General features: G+C 67.2%; 16 protein-coding genes, 1 tRNA gene and 1 pseudogene. 11 read left to right on the forward strand and 7 right to left on the reverse strand.

Features of this window, described 5'->3' with window-relative positions:
* A partial coding sequence (locus tag RI841_RS05610; RefSeq protein WP_310704599.1) for a MerR family transcriptional regulator occupies positions 1–377 on the reverse strand: 377 nt, incomplete at its 3' end.
* Between the two features lie 97 nt (positions 378–474).
* Positions 475–1,554 carry an FAD-dependent oxidoreductase gene (locus tag RI841_RS05615; protein ID WP_310704600.1) on the reverse strand — a complete coding sequence of 360 codons (1,080 nt, stop codon included), beginning with the start codon at positions 1,552–1,554 and terminating at the stop codon, positions 475–477.
* A 91-nt stretch (positions 1,555–1,645) separates the two neighbouring features.
* On the opposite strand from RI841_RS05615, the gene RI841_RS05620 reads away from it, so the two are divergent.
* Positions 1,646–2,551 (forward strand): TIGR01777 family oxidoreductase, encoded by a 906-nt coding sequence (locus tag RI841_RS05620; RefSeq protein ID WP_310704601.1) that lies wholly within the window; start codon positions 1,646–1,648, stop codon positions 2,549–2,551.
* 279 nt (positions 2,552–2,830) lie between these two features.
* Here the strand turns inward: RI841_RS05620 and rapA are convergent, their stop codons facing one another.
* Positions 2,831–5,779, reverse strand: a complete 2,949-nt coding sequence (gene rapA / locus RI841_RS05625; RefSeq protein WP_310704602.1) for an RNA polymerase-associated protein RapA — start codon at positions 5,777–5,779, stop codon at positions 2,831–2,833.
* 116 nt (positions 5,780–5,895) lie between these two features.
* On the reverse strand, positions 5,896–6,696 hold the full coding sequence (locus RI841_RS05630) for a redoxin family protein (RefSeq protein WP_310704603.1): 801 nt from the start codon (positions 6,694–6,696) through the stop codon (positions 5,896–5,898).
* Positions 6,697–6,812: 116 nt separating this feature from the next.
* Between RI841_RS05630 and RI841_RS05635 the strand changes: the two genes are divergently transcribed.
* The 4 genes from RI841_RS05635 to RI841_RS05650 all read left to right on the forward strand — a co-directional run bounded on the left by RI841_RS05635 (position 6,813) and on the right by RI841_RS05650 (position 10,705).
* Positions 6,813–7,055 (forward strand): hypothetical protein, encoded by a 243-nt coding sequence (locus RI841_RS05635; RefSeq protein ID WP_310704604.1) that lies wholly within the window; start codon positions 6,813–6,815, stop codon positions 7,053–7,055.
* A gap of 31 nt (positions 7,056–7,086) precedes the next feature.
* Complete coding sequence (locus RI841_RS05640; RefSeq protein ID WP_405000916.1) at positions 7,087–8,610, forward strand: phospholipase D family protein; 1,524 nt, start codon at positions 7,087–7,089, stop codon at positions 8,608–8,610.
* A gap of 51 nt (positions 8,611–8,661) precedes the next feature.
* On the forward strand, positions 8,662–10,158 hold the full coding sequence (locus RI841_RS05645; protein WP_310704606.1) for a DASS family sodium-coupled anion symporter: 1,497 nt from the start codon (positions 8,662–8,664) through the stop codon (positions 10,156–10,158).
* Positions 10,159–10,252: 94 nt separating this feature from the next.
* Complete coding sequence (locus RI841_RS05650; protein WP_310704607.1) at positions 10,253–10,705, forward strand: universal stress protein; 453 nt, start codon at positions 10,253–10,255, stop codon at positions 10,703–10,705.
* A gap of 77 nt (positions 10,706–10,782) precedes the next feature.
* On the opposite strand, the pseudogene RI841_RS05655 reads toward RI841_RS05650, so the two are convergent.
* A pseudogene (locus RI841_RS05655) lies at positions 10,783–10,972 on the reverse strand (IS3 family transposase); the annotation flags it as partial.
* 545 nt (positions 10,973–11,517) lie between these two features.
* Here RI841_RS05655 and RI841_RS05660 point away from each other — a divergent pair.
* Both RI841_RS05660 and RI841_RS05665 read left to right on the forward strand, forming a co-directional pair.
* Positions 11,518–13,332 (forward strand): EAL domain-containing protein, encoded by a 1,815-nt coding sequence (locus RI841_RS05660; RefSeq protein ID WP_310704608.1) that lies wholly within the window; start codon positions 11,518–11,520, stop codon positions 13,330–13,332.
* A 21-nt stretch (positions 13,333–13,353) separates the two neighbouring features.
* The gene (locus RI841_RS05665; protein WP_310704609.1) at positions 13,354–13,611 is read left to right on the forward strand and encodes a hypothetical protein; all 258 of its coding nucleotides are present in this window, start codon (positions 13,354–13,356) and stop codon (positions 13,609–13,611) included.
* A 242-nt stretch (positions 13,612–13,853) separates the two neighbouring features.
* Here the strand turns inward: RI841_RS05665 and RI841_RS05670 are convergent.
* Positions 13,854–13,930, reverse strand: a tRNA-Pro gene (locus tag RI841_RS05670).
* A 92-nt stretch (positions 13,931–14,022) separates the two neighbouring features.
* Positions 14,023–15,030 carry an octaprenyl diphosphate synthase gene (ispB, locus tag RI841_RS05675; protein ID WP_310704610.1) on the reverse strand — a complete coding sequence of 336 codons (1,008 nt, stop codon included), beginning with the start codon at positions 15,028–15,030 and terminating at the stop codon, positions 14,023–14,025.
* A 293-nt stretch (positions 15,031–15,323) separates the two neighbouring features.
* Between ispB and rplU the strand changes: the two genes are divergently transcribed.
* The 4 genes from rplU to proB form a co-directional block, all read left to right on the forward strand.
* On the forward strand, positions 15,324–15,635 hold the full coding sequence (rplU, locus tag RI841_RS05680; RefSeq protein ID WP_089714318.1) for a 50S ribosomal protein L21: 312 nt from the start codon (positions 15,324–15,326) through the stop codon (positions 15,633–15,635).
* A 58-nt stretch (positions 15,636–15,693) separates the two neighbouring features.
* Positions 15,694–15,951: a 50S ribosomal protein L27 gene (gene rpmA, locus RI841_RS05685; protein ID WP_089714316.1), complete on the forward strand. Its 258-nt coding sequence runs from the start codon at positions 15,694–15,696 to the stop codon at positions 15,949–15,951.
* Between the two features lie 85 nt (positions 15,952–16,036).
* Entirely contained in the window at positions 16,037–17,224 is a 1,188-nt protein-coding gene (cgtA, locus tag RI841_RS05690) for an Obg family GTPase CgtA (protein ID WP_310704611.1), read from the forward strand.
* Between the two features lie 53 nt (positions 17,225–17,277).
* A partial coding sequence (gene proB, locus RI841_RS05695; RefSeq protein ID WP_310704612.1) for a glutamate 5-kinase occupies positions 17,278–18,051 on the forward strand: 774 nt, incomplete at its 3' end.

Below are 18,051 nucleotides of genomic sequence, written 5' to 3' on the forward strand. Positions count from 1 at the left end.
TAGAGCGCGAGCGACTGGTTGAACAGCTCCTCCAGGCGCGTCAGGTCCAGGGCCTGCACGGCGCTGACCAGCAGGCGACGTTGACCCGGCCAGTCGCCGGCTGCCGGCGCCGGGGTTTCTGCGGTCTCCGGCTGGTCGAGCAGCTCGCGGACCTGGCTGACCGGCACGCCGCGATTCAGCCACTGCAGGATGCGCTCGACGCGCTCGATGTCCTCGCGGGCATAGAGGCGGTGCCCCTTGGGGGTCCGCTGCGGCTTGATCAGGTCGTAGCGTCGCTCCCAGGCGCGCAGGGTGACGGAGTTCACTCCCGTGAGCCGGGAGACCTCGCGGATCGGGTAGAGCGGCGTGTCGGCCGGGCGCCTTGCATCGTCATTCATGAGCGTGCCGACTCCCTTGCCTGCTCGGCGAAGTGTTCGAAGGGGGCTCGCCAGTTCGGGTCGCTGAAGTCGTGGGCGAGCAGGATCAGGGCTTGGGTCATGGAAGTCTCCAGTCGCGAAGGGATCCGGGGGTATCGGCCGCCAGGGCCTCGCCGAGGTGATGGCCGGAGAGCCAGGCATCCTCGACCCGCGGCCCGCGCCAGCCGTCGCCGCATAGCGCCAGCCCCGTGGATGAACGCCGGTAGTCGAGGTTGATGGGCTCGCCCGCAGCGCAGATGTCCGGCTGGGCGTAACGCCAGAGATGGGCGCCCAGGTCGCTGGGCTCGGGCAGGGTAACGCCGCGCGGCAGGCGCTCGCGGAAGGCTTCTAGCAGTTGGCGGGCCACGGCCTCGGCGTCGAGCGCCAGGTGGGCCTCGCTCCACTCGAGCCTTGCCAGCAGGCTGAGGCTTTCGCCCTGATCGTGGCGGCCTGGCTTGTGGTCGTTGCGGCTGGCGAAGCGCAGCGCTTCGACGGCCGGCATCCGGTCGTGGTCCAGGCGCACCGCCTGCCAGTCGTCGTCGACCCCCGGCAGGGAGGGTAGGGGGGCATCGAAGCGCGCCCAGCCCGCCCAGCACGGGCGCTGGGTCACCGCCTCGCACGCTTCCGCCAGGGATGGCTCGTGCTCGACCAGCAGCGCCGCGGCCTGGGGCGTCGGGATGGCGATCACGACCCGCGCGAAGGGGCCGTGGCGCAGCTGGTGCTGGTCCAGCAGCCACCACTGGTCGTCCTGGGCTTCGAGGCGCTCGATCCGCGTGCCGGTCACCACGTCAAGCCCTTCGGCCAGCTGGCGGGTCACGGCACTCATGCGCGGGGTGCCGATGAAACGTTCGACGCCGTCCCGGTGGCGCTGCCAGCCCGTTTCAGTCACCTGCCAGAGAGCGTCGGGCCAAGTGGCCACGTGGCCCGCGTCCTGCCAGGCGCCCACCTGGTGGCGGAAGGCCGGGTCGCGCACGCTGAAGAACTGGGCACCCAGGTCGACCACGGCATCCGGCAGGCGACGGCTGGACATGCGCCCCCCGGGGGCGCGGCCCTTGTCGAACAGGTGCGCCGGTCGGCCGGTCGCTCGCAGGGCCTGCCCGCAGGCGAGGCCGGCGATGCCGGCGCCGATGATGGCGGTGGAAGTGGGAGGCTGGGGCATGGTCATCTCGTGCAGTCAACGGCGTTCATCGCTAGACTAGCAGAAGTGTACAACGGCTGTATAACTCATGGTGGTATAGGAGGGGTTCCGGATGCGAGTGCTGATCACGGGCGGCAGCGGTTTCGTCGGGCAGCGGCTTTGCCGGCGACTCAAGGAAGCCGGGCATCGCCTGCTGGTGGTGTCGCGGGAGCCGGAGCAGGTCCGCGACCGCCTGCCGGAGGAGTGTGATATCCGCCGTTCGGTGCTGGACTTCGTCGACACGCCGCCGGACGCCATCGTCAACCTGGCCGGCGAGTCGATCGCCGCCCGACGCTGGAGTGACGACCAGAAGAAGCGCTTGATCGACTCCCGGGTCAACATCACCCGGGACCTGGTGATGCTCTGCGAGCAGCTTCACTCCAGTCAGGGGCGGACACCCCGGGTCATGGTGTCGGCCTCGGCGATGGGCTACTACGGCGACCAGGGCGATCGCGAGGTCACCGAAGAGACCCCGCCCCACGACGAGTTCGCCCACCGGCTCTGCAAGCGCTGGGAGGACACCGCCCGGGAGGCGGAAGCGTTCGGCGTCCGGGTGGCGCTGCTGCGTATCGGCCTGGTGCTCGATGCCGGCGGCGGAAGCCTGCAGAAGATGCTGCCGCCCTTCAAGCTGGGGCTTGGCGGCCGCTTCGGTGACGGCACGCAGTTCATGCCCTGGGTCCATCGCGAAGACCTGGTCAGCGCAATCCTCTTTCTGCTCGAGCGTGACGACCTGGAGGGCGCCTTCAATGGCAGCGCGCCCCACCCCGTCACCAACGCCGAATTCAGCCGCACCCTGGCCAAGCAGCTGGGGCGCCCGGCGATCCTCCCGGTGCCGGCCATTGTGCTGGAGACTGCCTTTGGCGAGATGTCGCGGCTTCTGCTCACCGGGGCCGACATGCGCCCGGCGCGGCTGCTCGAGGCGGGCTTCGAGTTCCGGTTCCCGACGCTGGAAAAAGCCCTGGCCGATATCCTCGGCTAGCGGCCAAGCGGCCAAGCGGCCAAGCGGCCAAGCGGCCAAGCCGACTTCAGGTCGCGACAGGAGAGGCACGATAGTTGTGGGAGCGATCTTCAGATCGCGAAAGGAGGCCGGAGGCCTCCCTCGGGGTCGCTTCGCGCCGGATCGCGCAGCAAGCTGCGCTCCCACAGCTGGCTTTGCCTCCTTCACTCCAACGTGCGAAGAACTAAAGAAAAGGTTCATCGCATCTTGCTGCCAAACAGCATCACGCCAGTTTGCGAAGAGTCACAAATCTGGGTGGCGTCAGCGCGTCTCGTCACCCACGGTGACGATCACCCGTACCGCATCGAGACGCAGCCGGGTGCCTTCGATGGCTACGTCCAGGGCGGCGCGTTCGGCGCGCAGCGCCTCGAGCTCGTCGGCGCGCACCGCTGGGTTGAGCCGGGAGAGCGCCTCGAGGCGGCTGAGCTCGGCATCGAGCTCGGTGCGCATGCGCCCCTGGGCGGCCTCGACGATGCTCGGCAGCTCCCGCTCGGCCTCCGCCTCGGCCTTGTCGAGCAGCTCGCGCAGTCGGTCATGGCGGCTCTTGATCAGGTCCCGGGCCACTGCCTTCTTGACCTTCTGCACTGCCTTGGAGAGGCCCGTGAAGGAGATCTTGGCGGTCAGGTTGGCGCCGGATTCGTCGAGCAGCACGCGCACCGCGGTGGGTGGCAGGAAGCGGTTGAGGTGCAGGTGCTTCGGCGCCGGGCAGTGGGTACGGAAGACCAGCTCGACCATCAGGCGGCCGGCGGGAATCGCCGGGTGCTTGAGCAGGGCCAGGGCGGTATTGCCCATGGGGCCGTCGATAATGCGCCCCATCATCTCGCGCAGCAGCGGATGTTCCCAGGAGAGGCGCTGGACGTCGTCCCGGGCCAGGGCCCGCGAGCGGGAGAAGGTGGCCGAGAAGCCCTCTTCCCCCTTCACCAGGCCCGGCAGGCCCTCGAGCATCTGCGGGCTTGGCTGCAGGTGCAGGATGTCGCCGCCCAGTTCCTGGCTGTCGACGCCGAAGATATCCAGCGCCTGATCCAGGTAGCGGGTCAGGGCCTTGTCGGCGTCGAGTTCACGGATCGCCTCGATCACCGCATCGGCGCGCTCGTGGCGGCAGGCATTCAGCTCGAGCAGGCGGTTGCGGCCGGCGTCGCGCTCGGCCATGCGCGCCTCGAACAGCGCCCGTGTCTCTCCGATCACCTCCTCGAGGCTCTCGTCGTCGAGGAGGCTGTCGGCAAGAGCGTCGCCAAAGGCGGCGTGGATCTCGCTGCCCAGGCCATGGGGCGCACTGAAGGCGTCCATGCCCTGGTGGTACCAGCGCAGCAGTTTCTCGCCGGGGCTGCCGGCGAACACCGGCACATGCAGCTCGATGGCGTGGCGCTGACCGATGCGGTCCAGGCGGCCGATGCGCTGTTCCAGCTGGTCGGGGTGCAGCGGCAGGTCGAACATCACCAGGTGGCGGCAGAACTGGAAGTTGCGCCCTTCCGACCCGATTTCCGAGCAGACCAGCACCTGACAGCCCTCCTCCTGGTCGGCAAAGGCCGCCGCGGCGCGGTCACGCTCCATCAGCGAGAGTCCCTCGTGGAACACCGGGGCCTGGTAGCCGCCGAGTACCCGCAGCCCCTCGGCCAGGCCCATGGCAGTCTCGCGGTCATGGGCGATCACCAGCACCTTGTCATCGGCGAAGCCGGTCTCGCCGTCGTCAGCGAGACGCTCCAGCAGCCAGGTCACGCGCGGGTCGAACTGCCACCAGGGCTCGGTGTTGAGCGGGTCCTCGGTCAGCGCCCGGTACATGGCATCGGGATAGATCAGCACCTCGGGATGGTCGAGGCCGGTCTCGATCAGCAGCTCGTCCAGGTAGTCCTCGTCGCGTGCCAGGCGGCGCAGCACCCGGCGGTAGGAGGCGGGGGCCTCGAGCGCCGTGATGTGCAGGCGGCGCTCCGGGAAGCCCCCCACGTGGCGGCGGCTGTTGCGGAACATCACCCGGCCGGTGCCATGGCGGTCCAGCAACTGGTCGCGCAGCTGGTCGCGGGCGGCGGTGTGCTGGTCGTCGCTGCGCTCGGGGTCGGCCAGGGTGTCGAGCAGGGCCAGGCTGTCGGGCTCGGCAATCACCGCGGCGACCCGCGAGCGGTCGGCGTCATCGCCCGGCAGGCGCTCCAGGGCGTCGATCGCCTCCGCCACCTCCACATAGTGCTGCTCCTCCTCGCGGAAGGCCTCGAGGCTGTGGTAGCGATCCGGGTCGAGCAGGCGCAGCCGGGCGAAGTGGCTGGTGAGACCCATCTGCTCCGGGGTGGCGGTAAGCAGCAGGATGCCGGGCACCTGGGCGGCCAGGTGCCCGACACAGTCATAGCCGGGGCTGCTCTGTTCCGGGCTCCAGTCCAGGTGGTGGGCCTCGTCGACGATCAGCAGATCCCACTCGCAGGCCAGCACCTGCTGCTGGCGGTGTGGATTGGCGAACAGCCAGTCCTGGCTGGCCAGCACCAGCTGGCCGGCGTCGAAGGGGTTGGCGTCGCCATGGGCCTGGCTCTGCTGCTCGTCGAGCAGAGTGACCTCCAGGGCGAAGCGGCGCAGCAGCTCAACCAGCCACTGGTGGGACAGGCTCGCCGGCACCAGGATCAGCGCCCGCTCGGCGCGGCCGGTGAGCAGCAGGCGGTGCAGGATCAGCCCCGCCTCGATGGTCTTGCCCAGTCCCACTTCGTCGGCCAGCAGCACCCGCGGCGCATGGCGGCGGGCCACCTCGTCGGCGATATAGAGCTGGTGGGGGATCAGGTCAATGCGCGGGCCGGCCAGCCCCAGTGCCGGATTCTGCTCGATGCGGTGGAAGTGATGCAGGGTGCGAAAGCGCAGATCGAACCAGTCATTGCGGTCGACCTGACCGGTGAGCAGGCGGTCGCGGGCCTGGTCGAACTGCATGGTGTCGGCGAGCCGCGCCTCGGGTAGCTCGCAGAGCTCGCCAGCGTCGCCCTCGCCGATATAGACGATCAGGCCGCCGACCTCCTTGCTGTCGTCGACGGTCATCTGCCAGCCATCGGCGGATTGGATGCGGTCGCCGCTGCCGAAGGCCACCCGGGTCAGGGGCGCGTTGCGGCTGCTGTAGGTGCGGGTTTCCTGGCTGGCGCCGAAGAGCACGGTGACGCTGCGGGCGTCGACGTTGAGGATGGTGCCCAGGCCGAGTTCGGCCTCGCCGTCGCTGATCCAGCGCTGGCCGGGAGAGAAGTCGCTCATGGTGCCTCGGGGATGCTTGGGATCGGTTCGGTGCCGCTGGCCACACCCGGCTCGGCGGCGACAGGGCGCGGTATCTTACAGCAAAGCCCGTCGCGGCTTAAGCACTTCGGTGCCGATCAGCGATCTTCCAGCCATTCCGCCAGTTTGGCGCGGGTGAGCTCGCCGACGTGCTGATCCAGGGCGCGGCCCTCGGCATCGAAGAGCAGGGTGGTGGGCAGGCCCGGGGATTCGGTCAGCACCATCAGTTGCTGTCGAGGGTCGAGCAGGGCGTGACGGAAATCGAACCCCTGCTCGTCGAGGTAGCGCACCGCTTGCAGCAGGTCCTCGCCCTGGTTGACGATCACCACGCGCACGCCCTCTCGGGCATCGGCCTTCGCTAAAAGAGGCATCTCGCGCCGGCAGGGTGGGCACCAGGTGGCCCAGAGGTTGACGATCACCGTCTCACCCTCCAGCGAGGCCAGGTTCACCGTCTCGCCCTCGAGGTTCTCCAGGGCGAGGTCGGGCAGTGCGCGAAGGGCCATGCCGCCCCCCAGGGGCGCCAGGGTCACCAGCGTCAGCCACAGCAGCGAGGCGCCCAGCGCCAGGCCCATGCCGCCCAGCATCGCCCCCAGTCGGTCGCGCAGTGACCAGGCAGTCCAGCCCAGCGCGGCCAGCAGGCCCCAGAGGCCATGGTAGCCGGGTTGCCAGAGCTTGAGGATGTCCAGTGGCGCCTCGGCATAGGCGGCCAGGTTCATCAGCCCATGCCCCAGGCGGGCACCGACCAGCCAGGCCAGCAGCAGGCCGTTGAACCAATGGGCATGGCGGCCCCGGGGCAGGCCGAGCAGGAAGGCGCTGGCGCCCAGCAGGACCAGGGCGGCGAGGAAGGCATAGACGCGCGGCAACGCGATCAAGACGGGCCCCAGGGCGATGGCATCCATGTCGTGGCGGTGACTCCCGAGAGGTCGGCGGCTGGCGCCGCAGCGGTTACACTGGGCAGATTCGTTTCGCCAAGCCTACTGCCGGCGGGCAGGGCTGTCATCCAGCGGGAGCACTAATGGCAAGACCGGCCTTCGATACCCTGCGCGCCCTGGCGATCGCCAGCCAGGCGACGGGCTTCATCCTCATCCTCACCCTGGAGACCCTGATGGGGGATGCCGCGCGTCCCTGGCAGGGCTGGACCCTGGCCGCCATGGTGGCCGCCGCCCTGTGGATCGCCCTGGTGCGCCTCTACCGCCGCAACAGGGCGCGCAAGGCCATGGCCAGGCGTCTGGCCGACGACGATGACGATGCGGACTGACTGGCTCGCAGGGCACCCTTGGCGGGGTGGAGTGTTGGCACTGCTCCTGCTCCTGGCTGGCTGTACCGCCTCCCCGGTCCTCCGCGAGCACGCCACGGCCCTGACGCCCGAGGCGGTCGCCTCCACCGCCCTGGGCCACTGGGCCCGGGACCAGGCTGAGCCCCATGGCCGGCTGAGTGGCCTGGCGCTACTCGCTGACGGCCACGATGCCTTCGCCATGCGCTCGCTGCTCGCCGACCAGGCCGAGCAGCGCCTGGATATCCAGACCTACCTGATGGGTGACGGCATCACCACCCGGGCCCTTCTGCTCCGGGTGCTGGAGGCCGCCGAGCGTGGCGTGACGGTCAGACTGCTGCTCGACGACATCGGGGCCGTCGGCCAGGATGCGCGCCTGGCCGCCCTGGACAGCCATCCGCGTATCCAGGTGCGAGTCTATAATGCCCTCTCGCTGGGGCGAGGCCACCTGGTCAGCCGGGTGCTGGCCTCGCTGCCGGTAGCCGGCCGCCAGCACCGGCGCATGCACAACAAGCTGTGGCTCGCCGACAACGCCGTGGGGATCGTCGGCGGGCGCAACCTGGGCGACGAATATTACAACGCCGGCTCCCCACGCAACTTCGCCGACCTCGATTTGCTGGCTCTGGGGCCGGTGATGGAGCCGTTGTCGCGCAGCTTCGACCTCTACTGGAACCATGGCCTGGCACAGCCCATCAGGCGCTACCGCCGGGCCGACCCCGACGCCTGGCAGGCACTGCGTGACCGCCTGGCCGTCTGGCTCGAGGCGCGCACCGCCTCAACCTACTTTACCGTCCTAAGCGAGCGCTACGAGAGCCGTTTCCGAAGCCAGCTGACTGATGCGCTGCACTGGGGAGAGGCCGAGGCCCTCTGGGACCCACCAGGCAAGCCGGCCCGCCGCGGCCGCCCGGCGCTGGTCGAGACCATGGCCGGACAGCTGGCGCAGCGGGTGACCCCCGAGTCGCGGTTGCTGCTGGTCTCGGCCTATTTCGTGCCCACCGAGGCGGGCAGTCGTCGACTGCAGGCTCTTGCCGAGGCGGGCATCGAAGTGACGGTGGTCACCAACTCTCTGGAGGCCTCCGACGTGCCGGTCGTCCACGGTGCCTATGCGCCCTACCGGGCGGCGCTGCTGGAGAGTGGCGTGGCGCTCTTCGAGCTGCGCGGCGATCTGGAGGGCGACGGCGATCCGCGCGACGAGAGTGTCGGCAGCTCCGCCTCGGTGCTGCACATCAAGGCGCTGGGCATCGATCAGGACCGGCTCTTCGTGGGTTCGGCCAATGCCGACCCTCGTTCGGTATGGTGGAACACCGAGGTGGGGGTGCTGGCCGAGAGCGAGCCGCTGCTCAGTGACTTCACGGAATTCGTGGCCGAGGGTGTGGGCCCGCAGCAGAGCTATGTCCTCGAACTCGACGCCCGAGGGCGGCTGCACTGGCTGACGCTGATCGATGGCCGGCCGGTCCACCTCGAGCGTGAGCCGGGCTCGGCATGGGCGCGTTTCCTTGCCTGTCTCGGTGGCGTGCTGGGGCTGGAGCCCTGGCTCTGAGGTCATTCGCCACCCATGTATGCTGGGGGCAGCCGACAACAGGGAGGAGCCATGACCGACTCGACGTCCGTAGATGCCACGGTGGCATCGCCATCACGCCTGACGCGCCTCAAGGTCCCTCTGGGGCTGGCGCTGGGGCCGCTGGCTTTCCTGCTGCTGGCGTTAATGGAGGCTCCGGCGGACATGCCGTCGGCCGCCTGGCAGGTGGTGGCACTGACTGCCTGGATGGCGATCTGGTGGGTGCTGGAGCCGGTGCCCATCGCGGTCACCGCCCTGTTGCCGGTGGCCGTGTTGCCGCTCATGGGAGTGGCGCCCATCGACCAGGTGGCCGCGCCCTACGCCAATCCGCTGATCTTTCTCTTCCTCGGTGGCTTCCTGCTGGCCGAGGCGATCCAGCGCTGGAGTCTGCATCGGCGTATCGCCATGCTGGTCCTGCGCCTCTCCGGGCTGCGCCCGGATCGGCTGGTGGGCGGTTTCATGGTCGCCACGGCGGGGCTGAGCATGTGGGTCAGCAATACCGCCACCGCGGCGTTGATGGTGCCCATCGGCATCTCGGTACTGACCATGCTGGAGCGGGAAGGCGGCGAGGGCGCCAGTCACCACATGGCCCTGACGCTGCTGCTGGGCATCGCCCTGGCCGCCAACATCGGTGGCATGGGCACCCTGATCGGCACGCCGCCCAATGCGCTGCTCGCCGGCTTCATGGCCGACAACTACGGCATCGAGATCGGTTTCGCCCAATGGATGCTGGTGGCCGTGCCCCCCGCCCTGCTGCTGCTGGCGCTCGCCTGGTGGCTGCTGACCCGCTGGGTCTACCCGGTGAGCCACGATGAGCTGCCGGGCGTGTCGCAGATGCTCCGCGAGCAGGCCGAGGACCTGGGGCGTATGAGTCCCCCCGAGCAGCGCGTGGCGGCGGTCTTCGCCCTCGTCGCCCTGGCCTGGGTCACCCGGCCGCTGCTGGAGGCCTGGCTGCAGGTGTCGCTCAGCGATGCCGGCATCGCCGTGATCGGGGCCCTGCTGCTGTTCGTGGTGCCGGCCCGCTGGCGCCAGCGCCAGTTCCTGATGGACTGGGACAGCGCCCGTCAGCTGCCCTGGGGGGTTCTGGTGCTGGTCGGCGGTGGGCTCAGCCTGGGCACGGCGATCGAGGGTAGCGGCCTGGCCGCGACGGTGGCCGAGGGGCTGGGAGCCTTCGGTGCCTGGCCCACCTGGGGTATGGTGGCGATGGTCGTGGTGGTGGTGATGCTGATGAGTCACGTGACCAGCAATACCGCCACCGCGGCGGCGATCCTGCCGCTGACCGCCTCGCTGACAGTGAGCCTGGGTGCCAGTCCGCTGCTGCTCTCGGTACCGGTGGCCATGGCGGCGAGTTGCGCCTTCATGCTGCCGGTGGCGACCCCGCCCAATGCCGTGGTCTTTGGCAGCGGCCGGCTGAGCGTGGCGGAAATGATGCGTGCCGGGGCCCTCGTGGGCCTGGCGGCGATCCTGGTCATCACTCTGGTGGTGTTTGTCCTGGCCATGCCGGTGCTGGGTTTCGGCTGGAGCGTTTGATCCAGGACATTGCCTGATGGCCGACAGCGTCTAGGCTAGAATTTAGGAGGGATGCCGCGCGGTATCCCGGTATGTCACTGAAAGGGAAGATATCATGTACCAATCAATCCTCGTTCCCGTCGACGGTTCCACTCATGCCGTGAAGGCGCTCCAGGTGGCCGCACAGCTGGCGAAGGGGATGTCCGCCACTCTGTACTTGATGACTGTGGCCGAGTTCCCGCCGGACAACATCGGCCTGTTCACCGGTGGTGGTGTCGAGCCCTTCACTCAGGAGGATCGCGAGAAGCTGGCGGTCGGGATGAAGGAGGAGGCCCGCAAGGCGATCGACAAGGCCCGGGCCATCGTCGACCTCGCCGGCATCGAGGTCAAGGAGGTGGTCCGCCAGGGCCACCCGGCGGAACTGATAAACGGCGAGGCCGAGTCGCTCGGCGTCGATGCCATCGTCATGGGCAGCCGCGGGGTCAGCGACGTGCGCGGTATGGTGTTCGGCAGCGTCTCTCACAAGGTCAGCCACACCGCCGGCTGCACCGTCATCACTGTGACCTGAGCGGTCCCGTCGGGCACGGCCTTCGGCAGGTCGTGTCTGTCGGCCGTGTTCTGGACAAGTCGTAGTGGCCACTTTGATTAAGCGGCTTCCGCGATCTTCTCGACTTCCCTCGGCGCGTGGTGGCCAAGACTGAGTGGAGCCGGCAGCTGTTGTGCGCCATCTCGGTACAGGTCACGACGTCGCGCTTCGCTGCCTGGCGGGTTCAGTAGGCTGCCCCGCCAGCCATTCACTCTTCAGAGAGCCGGAGAAGCGCTCTATAACCGCATTGCCAGTGTGTCTTTAATCTGGTCGGGCAGCCGAATAACCCGGTTGTCAGGTGGTCCAGGGGGGCTTCACCTTTCTCGAACACCGCGTACCAGCCGGGCCGATAAGGGAGCCCATAAGGGCAGTCAGGACCTCTGTCTGCCATATTAAGTTAAGTATAACTAATTTAGCCTGAGTCCATCGCACGGCCGCCAAGAACCGACTATCTTTGAACGGGTCTAGATTCATTTCTGGCAATTAATGGCCACCCTACCGGGCGTGTGTGAAGAGGTGCCGGCTCTCTCGAGGCGACGCCGGACAAGTACTCGCGTCGCCGCTTCGCCATCACAGCCACCCCACGAGCAGGGTTAGCCCATCACACTTTTCTCGAGGGCATACCGCCTTTCGGGATTCATGACAGACTGCACCGTTGTTGAGGAATCAGGGCGATCCACTCCGTTCTCCCGAATTCAATAGAAGCTGAGTCGATATCCCTCCCACCATGCCGCCACACCCCACACAAATCTGCTCAACAGTGAGGGAGTGGTGCATCATCAGGAAAGCTCGCCATGGCCGAACGCGACATTATCGTACCCCTCGATGAGAAAGCTCGGCTCGCAGAACTCCACTCTCTCGGTATCCTGGACACCCCACAGGAGGAGCGTTTCGACCGCTACACGCGTCTTGTCGCAGAGATCTTCAGGGTTCCCATGGCCGTGGTGACCTTGGTCGACGAGGATCGTCAATGGCTCAAGTCAGCCGTCGGGGTGGAGGTGGCTGAAACGTCTCTTGAGGCGTCCTTCTGTGTCCATGCCCTCCAGCAGGACGTGCTGGAGGTTCCCGATGCCCTGGAAGACGACTTCTTCCGCCACCACCCCGTCGTGGTGGACAGCCCCTTCGTTCGCTTCTATATGGGTACCGTCCTGCGTGGGCCCACCGGCCAACCCCTTGGCACCCTGTGCATCATCGACACCCGCCCTCGCTATCTCTCCCGGGTGCAGCGTTCCTGGCTGGTAACCTTCGGCCACCTCGTGGAAGAGTTGATCAATCACGACCATGCCCTGATCGCTGCCCGACAGCAGGTGAATCACCTCACCCGGCGCAATACCCGCACTGGCCTCCCTGACGAGACGCTGTTCGGGGATACCCTTACCCACCTGATCCAGATGGCAGACAAGGAGGGACATTATCTCGCCGTGCTGCATCTGCGTTTGAACAATCTCGACGAGATCAGTCGTGTCCATGGACGCAGTATCCGAGACAATATCCTGCATTGCCTGGCCGAGCGTCTGACCGCGTCCGATATCCAGGTCATGGCCGCTGGCCACTTGAGCCTGGCCCGCTTCGGCGCCGTGATACCGCTGCATTCAGCGCGTGACCTCTTCGAGGTGGTCACTCCCATTGCCAACAAGGTTGCAAGGCCCATCGAACTGGACGAGATAACGATACGTCCGGATATCGACGTGGGCATCAGCCTGTCCCCCGACGACGGCACGACCCCCGAGGATCTGTTGGAAAGGGCGCGCACTGCCCTCAAGTTTCCTCGGTCGCATGAAGGCTTGCATGTCTTCAGCCGGCAGGCGGAGGAAAGCGCCGTGCGCTGGCACTCGATCGAGCAACGCCTGGAACCGGCGATGCTCGAGGATCGGTTGATCAAGCACTACCAGCCCCTGGTGGTCGCCGACGGTAGCCGCATCGTGGGTTTCGAGGCATTGGCACGCTGGCAGGATGCGGAGCTGGGCAGCGTGAGTCCCCGAGAATTCGTGCCTGTTGCAGAGAGGAATGCCCGGCTGTCACGGCTGATGACGGAATGGTCGCTGAGATCGGTTTGCGAGAGAGCGCCGCACTGGCCCCTTCAACCCAGTGATGCCCCCTTGCGGATAGCCATCAACATCCCCGCCGGGCAATTCTACGAGCGGGGGTTTGCGGACCGCGTTCTCGCCACCCTGGAGGCGTATCGGCTCTCACCCGAGCGGTTGACCCTGGAGCTCACCGAGGAGAGCCTGATGGTCGATATGGCCAGGGCGATCCAGACCATGCGCGACCTCCGCGATCACAACATCGCCGTGGCTCTGGATGACTTCGGTACCGGCTATTCATCGCTGAGCTACCTCAAGCGCCTGCCGATCGACAGTCTCAAGATCGACAAGAGCTTCATTGATGACCTGCCCAACGATCCACAAGCCGTGGACCTGATCGATGGCATCATCCGCATCGCCCGGGGCCTGGGCTTGCACGTCGTCGCCGAGGGGGTCGAAACCGAGGCTCAGCGCGCCATGCTGCAAGAGTCGGGATGCGATGTGATTCAGGGGTACCTGTTCAGCCGACCCATCGCGGCCGATGATGCCCTGGCGTTACTCAACCGCTGGCCACCCGATGTCTGAAGAGAAGAAAGAGATGGCCTGATGAAAGATGCCGTTCGTCACGACTCCTCGACAACCCTGCTCCGGCTCGCCGTCGATGGTGATCTGGCAACTGCTGAAGTCGATCTGCAGCTGTCGGTTAAACGGCCAGCGCCTGGGGGAAGGCGCACAGGCGCGCTCCACCGTGTGTTGGCTGACCATGAGGCCATGTTCGAGCGGGAGGACCTGCAGGGCCACGGCAGCGTTGCCGGCATGTCGCAGAAAGCGGGACTGCAGCCAGTCTTCCAGGCCAGCGCGTGATCTGGTGCGCCGTGGGGTGGCATAGGGCCCCCAGCAAGCCTTCAGGCGCAGCATGACCCGGTTCTTCCCGTACCTGAGTGAGGGGAACGTTATATCCGGATTGCTGCATGGCTGGACCCTCCTGATGAGATCACGGAAGGGGCAATATTCTCGCTGGCACAGACGGGTGTCACCTAAAGCAAGGCACAACGAAAAACGGCCACCGCTCTGATGAGCTAAGTGGCCGTTTTTACTGATGTTCTTGGTCGGAGTAGCAGGATTCGAACCTACGACCTCTGCCTCCCGAAGGCAGCGCTCTACCAAGCTGAGCTATACTCCGAATGTTTCTTGCGTCGGGCCTGTACTGACCGACGTGGCGCATTATACGCAAGCCTTGCCGGCATGCAAGCCCCTCGAGCGGCTTTGTGCCGCTCAGTTCTGCCGGTCGACGGCCAGGCGGGCGAGTTGGGCCATGCTGTCGCGGAAGGGGCTCTCGGGCAGGGCGTCGAGCTGTGCCAGGGCCCTGTCGGCCATCTCTTCAGCGCGGGCCCGGGTGTAGTCCAGGGCGCCGGTGTCGCGCACGATGGCCAGCACCTCGTCCAGGTGCTCCAGGCCGCCCTCGCGAATGGCCCGGCGCACCAGGTCTCGCTGCGCGGGGGTGCCGGCGACCATGGCCTGGATCAGCGGCAGGGTCGGCTTGCCCTCGGCAAGGTCGTCGCCGACATTCTTGCCCATCGCCTCGGCGTCGCCCTGGTAGTCGAGCAGGTCATCGATCAGCTGGAAGGCCAGGCCCAGGTGGCGGCCGTAGTATTGCAGCGCCACTTCCTGTTCCGGGGTGGCATCGGCGAGGATGGCGCCACTGTGGGAGGCCGCCTCGAAGAGCATGGCGGTCTTGCCCTGGATGGTCTCGAAGTAGGCCGCCTCCTCGGTGTCAGGGTTGCCCACGTTGGTGAGCTGCTGCACCTCGCCCTCGGCGATGGTGCAAGTGGCCCGCGAGAGCACGTCCATGATGCGCATGGAACCGACCTCGACCATCATCTGGAAGGAGCGGGAGTAGAGGAAGTCGCCTACCAGCACCGAGGGGGCATTGCCCCAGGCATCATTGGCCGTGGCCTTGCCGCGGCGCAGGTGGGACTCGTCGACCACGTCATCATGCAGCAGCGTCGAGGTGTGCATGAACTCGACCAGGGTGGCCAGGGTGATATGCCGGTCGCCGGCATAGCCCAGCGAGCGCGCCGCCAGCAGCACCAGCAGCGGGCGCAGCCGCTTGCCGCCGCTCTCGATGATGTACTGGCCGATGGTCTCCACCAGCGGAATGCGCGAGGCGAGCTGGTCCATGATCGTGCGGTTCACGGCGAGAAAGTCATCGGCGACCGCGGCATGAGGCGGCGACGCGGGAGCGGGGCCGGGTGATTGGGGCGGTGCGGCGTTGGCTGGCATGGAAGTGGTTTCGACGGTTAGGTGGGGCCGGGGCGACGGGCGCCCCATCTGGCATCGGGTTGCCGGCCATGCTATGGGGCCCCCATGGGGGCGTCAAGCCAGGGCTGGCGGGCCCTCGGCAGGCGCGCCGGCCTCGTTCTCGAGAGGGCGCCTCGCGGGTTGTGCGGTCGTTCTCCCGCGGTTATAATCCGCGACCCACTCATCACGCTCCCTGTCAGATGGCTGCCGGAAGGGGCGCCACTCGCAGCAGGTCGATGAAGAGCCAACACCCGATGAGTCCTGGAGAGAAAAGTATGTACGCAGTGATTAAAAGCGGTGGCAAGCAGTACCGCGTTCAGGAAGGCCAGACTCTCAAGCTCGAGAAACTGGAAGTGCCGACCGGCGACACCATCGAGTTCGATGAAGTCCTGCTGGTGGGCAACGACGAGGACGTCACAGTTGGCGCCCCGCTGGTCGATGGCGCCAAGGTGGCGGCCGAGGTCGTCTCACACGGTCGTGGCGACAAGGTCACCATCATCAAGTTCCGTCGTCGCAAGCACAGCATGAAGCGTCAGGGCCACCGCCAGTGGTTCACTGAAGTCAAGATCACCGGGATCTCTGCGTAAGCGCCGCGCCAGCGGAACGCTTTTCGAGATACTCCCCTGAACGAGCGAGGATTTTGCAATGGCTCACAAGAAGGCAGCGGGCTCTACCCGTAACGGTCGCGACAGCGAATCCAAACGCCTTGGCGTCAAGCTGTTCGGCGGCCAGGTCGTCAACCCGGGCAACATCATCGTCCGCCAGCGTGGCACCAAGTTCCACGCCGGCACTGGCGTCGGTATCGGCAAGGACCACACGCTGTTCGCACTGGATGAGGGCGTGGTCAAGTTCGAGACCAAGGGTCCGAAGAACCGCAAGTTCGTCAGTATTGTCTCCGCCTGAGACCCCTGACGCTTGCAGCGAGAAGGCCCCGCCCAGGCGGGGCCTTCTTGTATCATGGCGGCACAGGCCGTCAGGAGAGTGAAAGATGCAGTTCGTCGACGAAGCCTCGATCATCGTGGAAGCCGGCAAGGGTGGCAACGGCTGCCTGAGTTTCCGCCGCGAGAAGTACGTACCCAAGGGCGGGCCCGATGGCGGCGATGGCGGCCATGGCGGCAGCGTCTACCTGATCGGTGACGATGCCCTCAATACCCTCATCGACTTCAAGTACCAGCGCTTCTACAAGGCGCAGAACGGCCAGCCCGGCCAGGGGCGGCAGATGAGCGGGCGCGCCGGCGAGGACCTGCACGTCAAGGTGCCGGTGGGGACCACGGTGATCGACGAGGACACCCTCGAGGTGATTGCCGATGTCACCGAGATCGGCCAGGTGGTGCTTGTTGCCCAGGGCGGTCGCCGGGGGCTTGGCAATATCCACTTCAAGTCCTCCACCAACCGGGCTCCGCGGCGCACTACGCCGGGCACCGAGGCCGAGCGCCGCAACCTGCGCTTCGAGATGAAGGTGATGGCCGACGTGGGCCTGCTGGGCCTGCCCAACGCCGGCAAGTCGACACTGATCCGCGCCGTCTCCGCGGCCAAGCCCAAGGTGGCCAACTATCCGTTCACCACCTTGGTGCCCAACCTGGGCGTGGTGAAGCTCGGCCAGCACGAGCACTTCGTGATGGCCGACGTGCCCGGTCTGATCGAGGGCGCCTCCGACGGCGCCGGCCTGGGGCTGCGCTTCCTCAAGCACCTGACCCGCACTCGGCTGCTGTTCCATGTCGTGGACGTGGCACCCTTCGACGAGTCTGACCCGGTGGCGGCCGCCGAGGCGATCGCCCACGAGCTGGGCGAATTCTCTCCGACGCTCGCCGAGTTGCCGCGCTGGCTGGTGCTCAACAAGCTCGACCTGCTGCCGGCCGAGGAGCGCGAGGCGGTGGCCGACGAGATCATCCGTCGGCTTGGCTGGGAAGGGCCGGTATTCCGCATCTCGGCGATTTCCAGCGACGGCACCGATGCCCTGGTGCAGGCCGCCTACCGCTGGCTCACCGAGCAGCGCCGCCTCGAGAACGAGGACGAGGAGGCCGCTGAACGAGCCCGCGAGATGCGTTCCCGCATGGAAGACGAGGCGGTGGCCCGCACCGAGGCCCGCCTGGGTCGCAAGCGTCCGCGCGACCAGGAGGATGACGACGACTTCGATGACGACGACTATGATGTCGAGGTCGAGTACGCGCCCTGAGGGCGGTCGATCCGCAAGCTGGGTGCCCGTTGACGGGTGAGCCGAGGATAAGGATGGAACGCAACGAGCAGGTGGTCGGCCGCGAGGCCCTGAAACGTGCCCGCCGAGTGGTGGTGAAGATCGGCAGTGCGCTGCTGACCAACGATGGCCGCGGCCTCGACGACACGGCTATCGGCGCCTGGGTGGACCAGATCGCCGAACTGCATCGCCGTGGCATCGAGGTAGTGCTGGTCTCCTCCGGCGCGGTGGCGGCCGGCATGGTGCGTCTCGGCTGGCAGGCCCGGCCCTCGGCGGTCCACGAGCTCCAGGCCGCGGCGGCGGTGGGCCAGAACGGGCTCACCGAGTGCTACGAGAGCCACTTCGCCCGCCATGGCCTGCTCACCGCTCAGGTGCTGCTCACCCACGACGATCTCTCCAACCGCAAGCGCTACCTGAATGCCCGGTCGGCGCTGCGCACCCTGGTCGCGCTGCGGGTGGTGCCGGTGGTCAACGAGAACGACACCGTGGTCACCGACGAGATCCGCTTCGGCGACAACGACACCCTCGGGGCCCTGGTGGCCAACCTGCTGGAGGCCGACGCCCTGGTGATCCTCACCGATCAGGAGGGGCTGTTCGATGCCGACCCGCGCGGCAACCCCGAAGCGCGGCTGATCGCCGAGGGGCGCGCCGATGACCCGAGCCTGGCCGCGGTGGCCGGTGGCGGTGGGGTGCTGGGCCGCGGCGGCATGGCCACCAAGGTGCGGGCGGCCCGGCTGGCGGCCCGCTCCGGTGCGGTCACGGTGATTGCCAGCGGCCGCCAGCCGGCGGTTCTTGGCCGCCTGGCCGAG

The sequence above is a fragment of the Halomonas sp. genome, assembly GCF_031581305.1.
Lineage (GTDB): Bacteria > Pseudomonadota > Gammaproteobacteria > Pseudomonadales > Halomonadaceae > Halomonas.

Bases quoted from the DNA above. Each gene is read 5' to 3' on its own strand.
- RI841_RS05615 (WP_310704600.1), bottom strand. From the start codon at position 1,554: ATGCCCCAGCCTCCCACTTCCACCGCCATCATCGGCGCCGGCATCGCC.
- RI841_RS05620 (WP_310704601.1), top strand. From the start codon at position 1,646: ATGCGAGTGCTGATCACGGGCGGCAGCGGTTTCGTCGGGCAGCGGCTT.
- rapA (WP_310704602.1), bottom strand. From the start codon at position 5,779: ATGAGCGACTTCTCTCCCGGCCAGCGCTGGATCAGCGACGGCGAGGCC.
- RI841_RS05630 (WP_310704603.1), bottom strand. From the start codon at position 6,696: ATGGATGCCATCGCCCTGGGGCCCGTCTTGATCGCGTTGCCGCGCGTC.
- RI841_RS05635 (WP_310704604.1), top strand. From the start codon at position 6,813: ATGGCAAGACCGGCCTTCGATACCCTGCGCGCCCTGGCGATCGCCAGC.
- RI841_RS05645 (WP_310704606.1), top strand. From the start codon at position 8,662: ATGACCGACTCGACGTCCGTAGATGCCACGGTGGCATCGCCATCACGC.
- RI841_RS05650 (WP_310704607.1), top strand. From the start codon at position 10,253: ATGTACCAATCAATCCTCGTTCCCGTCGACGGTTCCACTCATGCCGTG.
- RI841_RS05660 (WP_310704608.1), top strand. From the start codon at position 11,518: ATGGCCGAACGCGACATTATCGTACCCCTCGATGAGAAAGCTCGGCTC.
- RI841_RS05665 (WP_310704609.1), top strand. From the start codon at position 13,354: ATGAAAGATGCCGTTCGTCACGACTCCTCGACAACCCTGCTCCGGCTC.
- ispB (WP_310704610.1), bottom strand. From the start codon at position 15,030: ATGCCAGCCAACGCCGCACCGCCCCAATCACCCGGCCCCGCTCCCGCG.
- rplU (WP_089714318.1), top strand. From the start codon at position 15,324: ATGTACGCAGTGATTAAAAGCGGTGGCAAGCAGTACCGCGTTCAGGAA.
- rpmA (WP_089714316.1), top strand. From the start codon at position 15,694: ATGGCTCACAAGAAGGCAGCGGGCTCTACCCGTAACGGTCGCGACAGC.
- cgtA (WP_310704611.1), top strand. From the start codon at position 16,037: ATGCAGTTCGTCGACGAAGCCTCGATCATCGTGGAAGCCGGCAAGGGT.